This is a genomic window from Pseudomonas pergaminensis, from assembly GCF_024112395.2.
In the GTDB taxonomy this organism is placed as follows: domain Bacteria; phylum Pseudomonadota; class Gammaproteobacteria; order Pseudomonadales; family Pseudomonadaceae; genus Aquipseudomonas; species Aquipseudomonas pergaminensis.
In genome coordinates, this window is the sequence record NZ_CP078013.2 from 680,028 (window position 1) to 693,194 (window position 13,167).

At 60.4% G+C, this 13,167-nt stretch carries 8 protein-coding genes and 2 pseudogenes; 6 read left to right on the plus strand and 4 right to left on the minus strand.

Features of this window, described 5'->3' with window-relative positions:
* Window positions 1-461 precede the first annotated feature (461 nt).
* Entirely contained in the window at window positions 462-605 is a 144-nt protein-coding gene (locus KUA23_RS03020) for a hypothetical protein (protein ID WP_252993424.1), read from the plus strand.
* A gap of 297 nt (window positions 606-902) precedes the next feature.
* On the opposite strand, the pseudogene KUA23_RS03025 reads toward KUA23_RS03020, so the two are convergent.
* Window positions 903-2,137, minus strand: a pseudogene (locus KUA23_RS03025) (Hsp70 family protein); the annotation flags it as partial.
* 239 nt (window positions 2,138-2,376) lie between these two features.
* Between KUA23_RS03025 and KUA23_RS03030 the strand changes: the two are divergent.
* The 5 genes and pseudogenes from KUA23_RS03030 to KUA23_RS03050 form a co-directional block, all read left to right on the plus strand.
* A pseudogene (locus tag KUA23_RS03030) lies at window positions 2,377-3,303 on the plus strand (DnaJ C-terminal domain-containing protein); the annotation flags it as partial.
* 155 nt (window positions 3,304-3,458) lie between these two features.
* The gene (locus tag KUA23_RS03035; RefSeq protein WP_252993425.1) at window positions 3,459-4,793 is read left to right on the plus strand and encodes a dermonecrotic toxin domain-containing protein; all 1,335 of its coding nucleotides are present in this window, start codon (window positions 3,459-3,461) and stop codon (window positions 4,791-4,793) included.
* A 7-nt stretch (window positions 4,794-4,800) separates the two neighbouring features.
* The gene (locus tag KUA23_RS03040) at window positions 4,801-5,277 is read left to right on the plus strand and encodes a DUF6543 domain-containing protein (protein WP_252993426.1); all 477 of its coding nucleotides are present in this window, start codon (window positions 4,801-4,803) and stop codon (window positions 5,275-5,277) included.
* Between the two features lie 77 nt (window positions 5,278-5,354).
* Window positions 5,355-5,954 (plus strand): hypothetical protein, encoded by a 600-nt coding sequence (locus KUA23_RS03045; protein WP_252993427.1) that lies wholly within the window; start codon window positions 5,355-5,357, stop codon window positions 5,952-5,954.
* Window positions 5,955-6,120: 166 nt separating this feature from the next.
* Complete coding sequence (locus KUA23_RS03050; protein ID WP_252993428.1) at window positions 6,121-10,425, plus strand: NEL-type E3 ubiquitin ligase domain-containing protein; 4,305 nt, start codon at window positions 6,121-6,123, stop codon at window positions 10,423-10,425.
* Between the two features lie 91 nt (window positions 10,426-10,516).
* Here the strand turns inward: KUA23_RS03050 and ureC are convergent, their stop codons facing one another.
* The 3 genes from ureC to KUA23_RS03065 all read right to left on the minus strand — a co-directional run bounded on the left by ureC (window position 10,517) and on the right by KUA23_RS03065 (window position 13,166).
* On the minus strand, window positions 10,517-12,217 hold the full coding sequence (gene ureC, locus KUA23_RS03055) for an urease subunit alpha (RefSeq protein ID WP_099493481.1): 1,701 nt from the start codon (window positions 12,215-12,217) through the stop codon (window positions 10,517-10,519).
* A 113-nt stretch (window positions 12,218-12,330) separates the two neighbouring features.
* Window positions 12,331-12,636: an urease subunit beta gene (locus KUA23_RS03060; protein ID WP_078046645.1), complete on the minus strand. Its 306-nt coding sequence runs from the start codon at window positions 12,634-12,636 to the stop codon at window positions 12,331-12,333.
* On the minus strand, window positions 12,633-13,166 hold the full coding sequence (locus KUA23_RS03065) for a GNAT family N-acetyltransferase (RefSeq protein ID WP_099493480.1): 534 nt from the start codon (window positions 13,164-13,166) through the stop codon (window positions 12,633-12,635). Before KUA23_RS03065 ends, KUA23_RS03060 begins: the two co-directional genes overlap by 4 nt.
* Window position 13,167 lies beyond the last annotated feature (1 nt).

A 13,167-nucleotide genomic window follows, 5' to 3' on the forward strand; every position in this document is an offset into this window, starting at 1 on the left:
CTATAAAAGCCTGACGCTCCTGCGCTGCCTCTTTGTGCCTACATCCTTCAACAATCCAGGCCCTGATCAATTTTGCCGCCGGCGACCCGGAAGGTCAGACAGCAACGCTCGGTTCAATCCGTGGAACTACTTGGTGATCGTGCCCGCATTGTCATGTGGGGCCTGACATTTCTTTGGCTATGGGTGATCTATTTTCGCTAGCCCCCCGCAAAAAGGACTGCTCCATGAACAAGGAATTTAGCGTCGTACTCCTCGCCATCGCTTTTCGGCACTGGTCGGCTGTTCCGCAGCCGGTGTCGTGGCCAGTTCCGATCCACGGCAAAAGTTGCTGACGCCGACGCGTTGCGGATCAGGGCGGCCATTGCCGGCCGAGCGCTTGATTGCCGAGGCCGTGCACGGTGCACGGCGGCCGGGGATCAGTTGTGCCTGGCGGACGCTTATCGCGGGTATGGATTGTTTTCATGTCGTCGGCGTTGGCCAGCCAGAAGGACCGCTATACGACCCAGGGCTTTCGTGACACCACGGCGACCTACGAACAGCGCTACGTGAAAGCCAATGAGTACTTGGAGAAGTCCCGGGCGATCTATGCCCAGGCGGGCGTTTGAGGTGGTGACTAATCTCAATTTGAACCGAGGCTTTGCCTACGAGATGGCGGGGGATAAGTCGGCGGCTTGCCAGGCCTATGTTGATAGCCTGGCGGCAAGCCGGGAGAACGCGCGGCTCAAACCGGGCGCCGTGATCCAGGTGCCGGCCAAGTACGGGACATTTGAGCGGTACATCGGCGTGCAAAAAGGCGCGGGTGGGGTGTGGCGCTTAGCATCTTGGGCCGAACTGAGTCTTTGTGTGAGCGGGGTAAGCCCGCTCACCACTCGACAGATCAGTTTCCGTACGCTTGCTGGCCCAATCGCCAGGCCACTGCCGATACTGCCGAAGATATTGCCTTCCACATGCCGTGCATTCGGCAAATCGCCGAGATGCTGTGGCGCAGTGCCGGGATGCCGCTTGAACCACCGGTGAAGAACACCGTGTCTACCTGTGCCGCTCACCGACGCATCGTTGAGCAACTGCGTGACGCTGTTGCGCACGCGCTCCAGCAAGCCGTCGATGGCCGATTCAAATAGCGTCCGGCTCAGTTCCACGCTCAACCCTGGCTCAACCCGATCCAGCAGCACGTGGCGGCTGTCTTGGTGGGTCAGCTGGATCTTGGTTTCTTCCACTTCCATGGCCAGCCAGTGCCCGGCGCGCTGTTCGATCAGCTTGAACAGGCGGTCGATGCCACCGGTGTCTTCGATGTCGTAGCGCATACTGCCCAATGCCAGCTGGGATTTTTGCGAGTACACCGAGTTGATGGTGTGCCAGGTGGCCAGGTTCATGTGGTGGCTGGTGGGCATGTAGGCACCGCTTTTCATGCGGCTGCCGTAGCCGAACAGCGGCATCATCCCTTGCAGGCTCAACTGCTTGTCGAAGTCGGTGCCGCCGATGTGCACGCCACCGGGTGGCGAGGATGTCGCTCTGGCGGTTGTCGTTGTGGCGACGGTCCGGGGACAGGCGCACCAGGGAGAAGTCGGACGTACCCCGCCGATGTCGACGATCAGGAACCAACTCTTCCTTTTCAATGGTGGACTCGTAGTCGAACGCCGCTGCAATCGGCTCGTACTGGAACGAGATGTCCTTGAAGCCGATCTTGCGTGCCACGTCGACGGGTGTTTTCGGCTTCCTGGTCGGCCATCGGGTCGTCATCGACGAAGAACACCGGGCGGCCCAGTACCACTTCTTCGAACTCACGCCGCGGCATTGGCTTCGGCGCGGCTCTTTGAGCTGGCCGATGAACAGCGCCAGCAGGTCGGTGAAGGCATCGCGGTGCCCAGCACGCTGGTGTCGTGCTTGATCAGCTTGGAACCCAGCAGGCTCTTGAGCGAGCGCATCAACCGGCTTCGTAGTTTTCCAGGTATTCATGCAGGGCCAGGCGGCCGTACACCGGGCGGCGCTCCTCGAAGTTGAAGAACCACCGACGGCAACGTGATCTTGTCGTCCTCCAGCGCGATGAGCGTCTCCTCGCCGGGCGGATCCAGCCGACGGTGGAGTTGGACGTGCCAAAGTCGATGCCGCAGGCACGGGCTGGGGATGGGTTTTTCATGATCTATCGGGTTCCGGTTGAAAAACGGCCGCGCAGTGTATGCCAGTCGAAGGCGGATGCGTAGGCCGACTATCCGCTAAATCGTGCTTGAAAGTTGGGTATTTGCCCCCACATCTGCTGCATACGGCTAGTGCCGATAACACTTTGACGCACCCCCAGGCCACAAGATTCAACAAGTGCAATGCAGCGCACGCTGTGCCCTGGGCGGTGCGATCTCGATTAAGGATGGTGAACCGCCGATGGATTTCAAAGACTACTACAAGATATTGGGTGTCGAGCCGAGGCGCCGATGACAAGGAAATCAAGGCTGCCTATCGAAAACTCGCACGCAAATATCACCCGGATGTGAGCAAGGAAAAAGACGCCGAAGCCAAAGTTCAAGGACGCGTCCGAAGCCTATGAAGCGCTTAAAAGCGCCGATAAGCGCGCCGAGTACGACGAGCTGCGCAAATACGGCCAGCATGGCCAGCCGTTCCAGGGCCCGCCGGGCTGCAGAGCCGTGGCGGCTTCGGCGGTGGCGGTGGTGGCGAGGATTTCTCGGACTTCTTCAGCTCGATCTTCGGCTCGCGCGGCGACGCCTTTGGTGGCGGCCAGCGCCGTCCTGCCGGGCGCAAAGGCCAGGACGTCGAGATGCAGCTGTGGTGTTCCTGGAAGAGACGCTATCCACCGAGTCAAGCAGATCAGCTTCCAGGTGCCGCAGTACGACGCTTCGGGCGTCACGTCAGCAACACCACCAAGAGCCTGAACGTGAAGATCCCCGCCGGTGTGGCCGACGGCGAGCGTATCCGCCTCAAGGCGCAAGGCGCCCCCGGTATCGGCGGTGGGGCCAATGGCGACCTGTACCTGATCATCAAGTTCGCGCCACACCCCAAGTTCGAAGTGGACGGCGAAAACCTGATCATCAACCTGCCCCTGCCCCGTGGGAGTTGGCGCTGGGTGCTGAAGTGCAGGTGCCGACGCTCACCGGCAAGATCAACCTCAAGGTGCCTGCCGGCAGCCAGAACGGCCAGCGCATGCGCGCCAAGGGCCATGGCCTGCTGAACAAGGCCGGGCAGCGCGGTTACCTGTTCGTGCAGCTCAAGGCGGTGATGCCCAAGGACAGCAGCGATGAGGTCAAGGCGCTGTGGCAGGAACTGGCTGCCAAGGCGGCGTTCAACCCGCGCGAGGGTTCTGATCGGCCCGGTGGGCTAAGCATCTACCGCGGCCAGCGGTGCCGGGCATGGTGTGCTGTCTCTCCTTTGAACCAGGAGAGTCACTATGCCCGGCACACCATCGCCACTCCCGGCCACGCCAGCCAGTGCAAGTATCCACAACCCCCTGCTTGAGCAAGCCATCCCGACTGGTTGATCCAGGCCACGCCAAACGGCGCCAGGCGGTGAAAGACGCGCCCGCCAACTTGCCCGACTGGTATCACCAGGCGTCCCCGGTCCAGCGCCAGGCAGTGGACACTGCGACGTTCGCCAGCTTCTCTTCGCAAACCCAACTCGACAAGGCCATGGCCGACCTGCAGGGCCTCGACGCGTTCGCCGCGCCGTTGCTCAGCCAGGCGTTGAAAGACGCCTTGAAGGTCACCCTCGACGTCAATAAGACCTTCCTGCGCCTGAACAAGACCATCACGTATGGGATCCTGCGCGAACGTGTCGGTACGTACCAGGTCTTGAACCTGTCGCTGTTGCAGGCCGCCATCCATAACTTCGAGGCCGCGGAGTGTGAGGCGGGGGCATTCGATGAGACCTCGGGGTTCGTGGTCGAAGGCGCCACCCGGCACCTTCGAGCCGTTGTCGACATCCCTGACGGTCCGCCAGTTTCTCAAGCTCTGTCGCGTGCTGAATATCGGCGCGCTCTATCAGCTGTACCTCAAGGGTTTCTCTACCCCACGGACGCGGCGAAGGCAAAGGCCCTTCACGACCCATTCGTGGCCGCACAGAAAGACGCGATGCGCGCGGCGGCAGAAATGGCGCTGTTGAAAAAGGATATCGAGCCGGCCGACTACGACATGATCCTGTCGGTGATCGCGGGCGAAATGAATCCACGCCTGAAGGGTAAGCGCGTGTGGTTTCGCGACCTCCAATTGATGAAGCACCGCTTGACCGGCTGCGTAGTGTTCAGCATCAGTGACAAGTACGCCTACAGTGATGAATTCATCCTCTATGTACCGCAAGACCCGCAGTCACCGCTCAAGCGCTACTCTCTCGGCCAACTGCGCGAGCAGTTCAAGCGCCAGTTCACGGCGCGTGACTTATCTGTATCAGGGCCGACCGCCTACCAGCGTTTTTTCAGCCAGTTCGTCGACTACGCCGACCTGCCGGATTATTTCAGTCAATTCACCCAGAACGGACCGGATAAAACCTTCGATCAGTCCTTTGCACCTTACGCTCCGCTGCTCAATATGGTTGTAAAGGGCTTAAACCCCTGGGGTGCTTTCAACGAGCTGCCCCCGCCGGATGCGGTGGTCCAAGTGCCGGAGGATGACCCCTACCTCGACCCTCAGGGCATTGCGCGCAGGGGCCGCGGTATCTGGGCGGATAACGTCGACCTATGGGATTACCTGTTTGACCGGTATCGCGACAAGCTGCTGGGCGACGCACGCACCACGCGGTGTCGACGGCGGATGTGGATGCGAAGGTGCGCTCGCAAAAAATCGCCAGCCTGCTGAACATCGCATGCTGGTGTTAGGTTTTGTGCCGGGTCTGGGTGAGTTGATGATGGTGGTGATTGCCGGTCAGCTGCTGTACACCGTGTTTGAGGGCGCGACCGAATGGAGCGAGGGCGACCGCAAGGCGGCCAAGGTGCACTTGGTGGATGTGGCGCAAAATCTCGCGTTGATTGCGGTGATGGGCGCGGCAGGGAAGGGGATTGGCAAGCTGGTGACGGTGAAGCCAGAGCCGGTTATCGAAGGCTTGAAACAGGTCGAGTCGAGCGATGGTCAGGCACGCTTATGGAAAACTGACCTCACGCCTTATGAAAGCCCCACCAAGCTACCCGACAGCACGGCGCCCAATGCCTTGGGGCAGTTTGTGGTCGACGGCAAGACCTACATCCGTCAGGACGGCAAGGTCTACGAGACGACGTTTGATGACACCCTGGAAGCTTGGCGCATCCGCCATCCCCACCGCGCCGATGCCTATGCCCGCAGCTAGCGCACAACCACGAAGGCGCCTGGCAGTCTGAAGCCGACGCGCCGCTGACCTGGGACACGGACACGTTGTTGCGGCGTATGGGGTTGCCAGCGGAACCCGTGCCGGTCGGGCAGCGGGCCGATGCACTGTTCGCCAGTGGGGTAGAGCCAGACGCGCTGCGAGAGGCCCAGTTCAACCATGAGCCCACGCCGCTGATACTTGCCGACACTTTCAAGCGCTTTGCCCTGCACAACGAGCTCTCGCGGTTTATCGAGCAGATGAAAAGCCTCGACCCCGGAGTGTATGCCCAGGCGGACCCGGTGTTACAACTGGATCTGCTCAAGCGCCGAGGGATGCTCCCCAGCACATCGCCCTTGCGCGTCATCGACGCTGCCGGACGCACGCTCTGGGAGGATGCTGCCGCCGGCAACCGTCGCACCATCGTACTCAGCGCAAACCATCAGGCGCGGGGTGAGTTGCTGGAGCAAGTCTTGTACACCCTGCAAGGGGTTGATCCTGAACTCAAGGAGTTCCCGGGAACGCCTGAGGAATCTTTGTCTGCGAGGGCCGCAAAGCTGCGCCAGTACCTGGGTGATCAAGTGGAGGTCTTCAAGGCAGCTTTCCTGGAGGAGCGCTACCAGGCACTGACGGCAGCCGACGGCTCCCTGGAGGGCTACCCCAAGCTTCCCGCGCGATAGCCTCCCGCTTGCTCGACGGTCTCAGTGCCGAGGAGCTGCAAACCTGGCGCACCAAGGCCATCCTGCCGGAACCGGTGGTGGAGCAGGCGCGCTGGTATGAGCAGGAGGCCCGCGTATCCCGCGCCTATGAAGGGCTGCTGCTGGACTCCTGGCCGATGTCGACAGCTTGCGCCTGGCCCTGCGTACCCTGGAAACCTTGCCTGGCTGGCGCAGGGGCGTTCGTCTGGAGCTGCGCCAGTATTCGGAGCAGGGCACGTTGCTCGATGCCATTGGCAGTCCTGACCAGACTCAGGTGCGCAAACTGGTGCTGATGGAGAATGGCCAGTTCGTCGCCGCAATGCCCAGGGACTTTTATGAGGCGGTGTGGGAGGTGATGTCCCCGGATGAACGTCAACGGCTGGGGTTGACCGATACCCAACAGCTCAAGGCATTGATTCAGGCGTCACCACTGCCACGTGCACCGTTGCGCACCGTACTGTTGGAGCATCCGGTACGCAAGCCGGCCTATGATCCAGCGATGCGACTGCTGGGTGGTGGCCGCGGGTATGAACAACTGCTGGCCCAAGGAGTGAATGCGTTGCGCAGCACCCGTGCGCGGGTACGCAGTCTTTATCCGGCGCTGGATGAGCAGGGCATTTCGGCCCTGATCGAAACACTTGGAGACAACCCTCGTACGGAACTGGCGCGTCGAGAGACGGAGTACGCAGCCCTGGACAGTGAGCTCAACCAATGGGTCAAGGCACATACCCACCCGTCCTCAATCACGTTTTTCTACCGGCAGGCTGGAGGGATGCGGGCCTGTGCTGATCAAATCAGGCGATGCTGGCGACGCGAGACGGGCTCGTCCTTTCTTTTCAATATCGGTGTACCCGTGGAGATGCCGGCGCTGACAGCGGATTTCAGCCACATCGATCATCTGAAGTTGGTGGGGGTCAGCGTGGACAGTTCTACCCAAACCTTTCTTAAAAATTTTTCTCACGTAAAAACACTCAAGATCATCAACACCCAGATGACGCAGTTACCTGATGTCGTTTATGAAATGAGTCAATTGGCCCATCTGGACCTGTCTGGCAACAAGATTCAGCTGGATGCCAAAGGCGCCTCCACGCTCAGCGCCTTCACCCACATGCAGGTGCTGGACTTGTCCCAGAATCCTCTGGGCGTATTACCCGATTTCGCGGGGATGTCCCAGTTGAAGGCACTCAACTTGAGGTCCACCCGTATTGATCAATGGCCCACTGGCTTGGTAGGGAAAGCGCGTCTGACCTCCGTGGACTTGAGTAATAACAAACTAAGTGAGGTGCCCCAGGCCTATCTCAACCCATCCCCGGAGCAAGTCGAAGAGGTCGCCCGGCTCAACAAAGTGACACAGCTCTCCGGTAATCCGTTCCCTGACGACTATTGGCGTGTCCTGGATCGTTACTGGCAAACGCTTACGCAGGCACGCCCTGACCTGGTCGCGGACTTTGACGGCTATGCGTTTTACCTGAAAAACCCGCTGGTTGAGGAGGCGAGTCTCCTTTACAACCACTATAACGTTCAAGACGCCAGGGAGTTTGTCTGGGGATTGGGCGACGGCGCGCAAGCGGAACTGGCCAGTCGCAGGCTGGCGTTCGATCAGTTGCAGCAACAGTTGAACACTTGGGCATCGGCTGGGGGCAATCAGAGCACCAGCAGCGGTGCCGCCCGTTACGTGCGAACCGCACAGCGCGAACTCAATGCTGCGGACAGTGATCATCGCTACATCGCCAGGACTCGTATCCTGAAGTGCTGGCGAGGTGATGCGCCACAGGAAACCGCAGCAGACGGCACCCAGATCGGCATTCAGTTGGACCTGAGCGGGCTGACTTTGCCGACCCTGCCGGAGCTGGACGCCGACTTCAGTCATGTCGGCTCGCTCAAGTTGACCCATATGAACCTGGTGGCTTCACCCGAGGGCATGCTGCGACGCTTTCGTAACGTGCGCTGGCTGGACCTTTCAAACAACCAGTTGCGCGAGCTGCCGCCGGCGCTCGGTGAAATGCATGGCTTGACGCGTTTATTCCTGCACAAAAACCGGCTGCGTCTCACCCCGCAAACCGCCCAGGTACTGTCCGAGCGCACGTCTTTGCGTGCATTGAGCCTGAGCGCAAACCCCCTTGGCATCACGCCGGATTTCAGCCGGATCCCGGACATGCGCAACGTGTTCATGAGCCACGCCAACCTTGATAGCTGGCCGACCGGCCTGGGTGAGCAGCCGCTGCTGTATAACCTGGATTTGCGCAACAATCAGTTCACAACCCTTCCCGATGAGGTCATTGCACCGTCGGATGAGGAACTGGCGGCAAGCAACCGCGTCAGCCGAGTCACCAATATCGGCAACAACCCCTTATCGGAGCAAACTCGCCAGCAGATCAGTGCGTACGGTGAGCGACTGGAGCGGGCAGGCCTGGCATCGCCGGACAACCCCAACCGTCTGGTCGCCACGGCGTTGGACATTGGCGGGTCCATCAGGGTGAAACTGCCCATGTCCCTGGCGCCTTTCAAGAGGTGGGCCCGCGGTATGCCCGAGGGGCAAGTGGCGCAACGCAAAGCCCAGTGGCAGGGGTTGCGTGAACAACCGGCAAGCAACGGGTTCTTTGAGGTCCTCAGGGACTTGGAACCCGCAGCTGATGGCCAGGAGGACCTGCAGCGCAGGGTCTGGGAGGTCATCGACAGCATCACTGAAAACAGTCCGGAATCCGAAAAGCTGCGCACGCAAATGTTTGAATGGGCCGGCCGTGCAGCGTGTTGCGACCGCGCGGCGCTGTCGTTCAGCAACCTGGAAGTCATGACCCTGGTCTACCGGGCCAGCACCCAGGCGCTGGACGTGAGTCAGGGCCCCTCGCTGCTGACACTGTCCAGGCGCTTGTTTCGCCTGGATGAGGTGGAAAAGATCGCCCTGGCCGATATCGATCAGCGGCGAGCCGCTATCAACGCACAACCCGGCTTGAGTGAGTCTGCCAGGAATCGGCAACTGGAAATGCTTGAAGAAGTCGAGATCAAGTTGGCCTACCGCGATGGCCTCAAGGACCGACTGGATCTGCCGGGTCAACCGCAGCACACGCGGTTCACTTCTATGGGGGGCGTCACGCCTGCCATGCTGGACAGCGCCTATGAAAAAGTTGTCGCCTTGAATGACTCGCCTCAGGAACACCAGGCCCTGCTGAGCCGGGAATTCTGGAACGATTACATCACCCATAAATACCAGGCCCAGTTCGAGGCGTTGAGCCAGCCGTTCCACGATCAACTGGCTGCCCAACACGCCGATTTTGAAGCGAAACTGCTGTCCAGTTCCGCTCACGAGGCCAAGGCGAAGAGCCTGCAGGCGCAGTTGGCGATCAAGGAAGCCGAGTTGATAGACACGCTGACCCGAAAGGAAATCGCTGAAGCGCTGCTGCCACGGGGAAACCTGGAGGCGTTGGAGAACACAACGCCTGAATTACAGCTCGCCAAGGCGCACACCATCGAGTTCAATGGCCAACAGTATTTTATTGCGAGCATGCCCGATGCCGGCGATGGTATGCACTACGTGTTGAGGGTGCAGGCGCCGGACAATCCGTTTGCCCTGGTCACCAGTGGGATTATTGCCAAACCCGATGCCGCCGGGCTTTGGAAGCGCAGAGGCTTGATTGGAGGGATGAGGCCAGAGGGTTCTCCGGACGTGTTTGAAGATGCTCTCGAGTCTATGCAAGTGACGCCCTACACGGCAGACGAACTCGATTTCATGCGGCGCAATGTTCACTGGATGACTCAGGAAAACGAACTGGGAGCCTATAACCGCGCCAACAATGGTAAGTACCCACTCCGGGATCTACAGGGCAGGCCGATACGTATACGAAGTCTGGAGACCGAGGTTTCTCTGGTCTCGGGCTCTACCTACACGTCGGCGCAGATCAAGCCTTACATCCTCTTTGAGGGGTATGAGCGCGTGGGGGCCTTGTATGAGGAGAAACTGCAGTGGCGCAAATTTACCGCCGATGATGTGAAAGTGCCCGGAGAAAGAGCCTTGATCGGACAGTCCATGGTGGTCGCCAACCGGCGTATTGCCAAAGGCGAGATCGTCGGCATTTATGGCGGAGTGATTATGCCCGATGGCTTTGGGCTTGAGACGGCGAATACGTTTGGGGTGGTTGTCTCCCCAAAGCCCCGACCCGGCACCGTCGGTATGTCGCCCAACCCGACCTATCTGGTGGGGGATACCATCATCTCCAGGATCAATACCCATTTCGACTACGATCTTGACGGCAAACCCGTGAAGCAGGCAGCCAGTGGATATAACGTCGAGACCGCGGCTTTCGATATTCAAGCCGAACACCCTGCCAGCCGCCCAGGCAAGCTGACGCCCTATCTGTTGAATGTGGTATTTGCGACCGAAGATATTCCTGCGGGCGTCGAGTTGCGCGTTGACTACGGGTATTCAGAGGAGGATATCAAAATCAAGTTTGGCTGATACGGTGGTTGACGTTCATCCCTGAAAGCGTGGCGTTGCCGCCCTCGTGGGAAGGGGCCAACGCCGAGCCGCGTCAATCACCGGCGCAGGCTCAAAACAGAAAGTAACGCTGGGCCATCGGCAACGACTCAGCCGGCTCGCACCACAGCAACACGCCGTCGGCCTTGACCTGGTAGGTCTGTGGGTCGACGTCGATGTGCGGCAGGTAGTCGTTGTGGATCAGGTCGGATTTCTGCACGGTGCGGCAGCCTTTGACCACGGCGATCTGCTTCTTCAAACCCAGCGCTTCGGGCAGGCCGGCCTCCATCGCAGCCTGGCTGATAAAGGTCAGGCTGGTGGCGTGCAGCGAGCTGCCGAAGCTGGCGAACATCGGGCGGTAGTGCACTGGCTGCGGTGTCGGGATCGAAGCGTTGGCATCGCCCATCAGGCTTGAGGCGATGGCGCCGCCCTTGAGAATCAAGGTGGGTTTTACGCCGAAGAAAGCCGGTCGCCACAGGACCAGGTCGGCCCACTTGCCCACTTCGATCGAGCCGACGATATGGCTGACTCCGTGGGTGATCGCTGGGTTGATTGTGTACTTGGCGATGTAGCGCTTGGCGCGGAAGTTGTCATTGCCTGGGCCGTCACCGGGGAGCGGACCACGTTGTTTTTTCATCTTGTCGGCGGTCTGCCAGGTACGCGTGATCACCTCGCCGACGCGGCCCATGGCCTGGCTGTCGGAGCTGATCATCGAGAACGCGCCGAGGTCGTGCAGGATGTCTTCGGCGGCGATGGTTTCGCGGCGGATACGGCTTTCGGCGAAGGCCACGTCTTCGGCAATGCTCGGGTCCAGGTGATGGCAGACCATCAACATGTCGAGGTGCTCATCGATGGTGTTGCGGGTGAACGGCCGCGTCGGGTTGGTTGAGCTCGGCAGCACATTGGCGAAACCGCAGGCCTTGATGATGTCCGGTGCGTGACCGCCACCGGCACCTTCTGTGTGGTAAGTGTGGATGGTGCGGCCCTTGAGCGCGGCGAGGGTGGTTTCGACAAAGCCGGACTCGTTGAGGGTGTCGCTGTGGATCGCCACTTGCACGTCGTAGTCATCGGCAACGCTCAGGCAGTTGTCGATACTCGCGGGGGTGGTGCCCCAGTCTTCATGCAGCTTCAAGCCGATGGCGCCGGCCTTGACCTGTTCGATCAACGGCTCCGGCAGGCTGGCGTTGCCCTTGCCGGTGAACCCGATGTTCATCGGGAACGAATCGCTGGCCTGGAGCATGCGCGCAAGGTGCCACGGCCCGGAGGTACAGGTAGTGGCGTTGGTGCCGGTGGCAGGGCCTGTGCCACCACCGATCATGGTGGTGACGCCGCTGGTCAGCGCTTCTTCGATCTGCTGCGGGCAGATGAAGTGCACGTGGCTGTCGATGCCGCCGGCGGTGAGGATCATGCCTTCGCCGGCGATCACTTCGGTGCTGGCCCCGATGGCCATGGTCACGCCCGGTTGGATGTCCGGGTTACCGGCCTTGCCGATCGCATGGATACGACCGTTCTTCAGGCCGACGTCGGCCTTGACGATGCCCCAGTGGTCGATGATCAGCGCGTTGGTGATCAGGGTGTCGACCACTTCATGGGCGAGCAACTGGCTTTGGCCCTGGCCATCACGGATGACTTTACCGCCGCCGAATTTGACTTCTTCGCCGTAGACCGTGAAGTCCTGTTCGACCTCGACAAACAGTTCGGTGTCGGCCAGGCGGACCTTGTCTCCGACGGTGGGGCCGTACATGTCGGCGTAGGCTTGGCGGCTGATTTTCATGTGGTTGCCCTGATAAATATGTGTTGAATGTGAATCCGCTTTCGCGAGCAAGCCCGCTCCCACAGTTTGAAATGCATTCTAAGTGTGGGAGCGGGCTTGCTCGCGAAGAGGGCCTAAAGATCACCCATAACTCGACCTGCAAACCCAAATACCCGTCTCCCACCGCTCAAGTCGACCAACTCGATTTCACGACTCTGCCCCGGTTCAAACCGCACCGCCGTCCCCGCCGGAATGTTCAAGCGCATGCCACGGCTCGCCGCGCGATCAAACGTCAGCGCGTCATTGGTCTCGAAAAAATGGTAATGCGAGCCCACTTGAATCGGCCGGTCGCCGCTGTTGGCCACACTGAGGGTGACGGTGCGGCGGCCGACGTTGAGTTCGATATCGCCAGGCTGGATCTGATATTCACCAGGAATCATGCAGGTTGCCCCAGGGTCTTGAAGTAGATGGCGGTCGGGCTGTAGCGCCCGTCCGGGCTTTGGCAGTAGTCGGGCAGTTCACCGATCTTGGTGTAGCGCAGCGACTGATAAAAGGCCTCGGCCGGGGAGCCGGCCTCGGTGTCCAGGTACAACAGGCCGCGCTTGTGTTGGCGTGCGGCAAGCTCCAGGGTGTTCATCAACTGCTGGCCCAGGCCATGGCGTCGGGCGCTGCTGTGTACCAGCAGCTTTTGCACTTCGGCACGGTTGAGGCCGTTGGCCTTTTGGCACAGGGCCAGTTGCACGCTGGCGATCACCCGTTCGTCGCGCACCACCACCCACAGCAACAAGCTGGCGTCCTCGATGCTGGCTTGCACGCCTTGGAGGTAGGCGCGGGCCTCGGCCTCGTCGAAGTCCGCCATGAAGCCGACCGAAGCACCGTGCTTCACCGCGTCCAGCAACAGCTCGATCAAACCCAGGCGGTAGTGGGCAAAACTTTCTGCATTCACTCGACGCAGTTGCGTAGCGTTCATC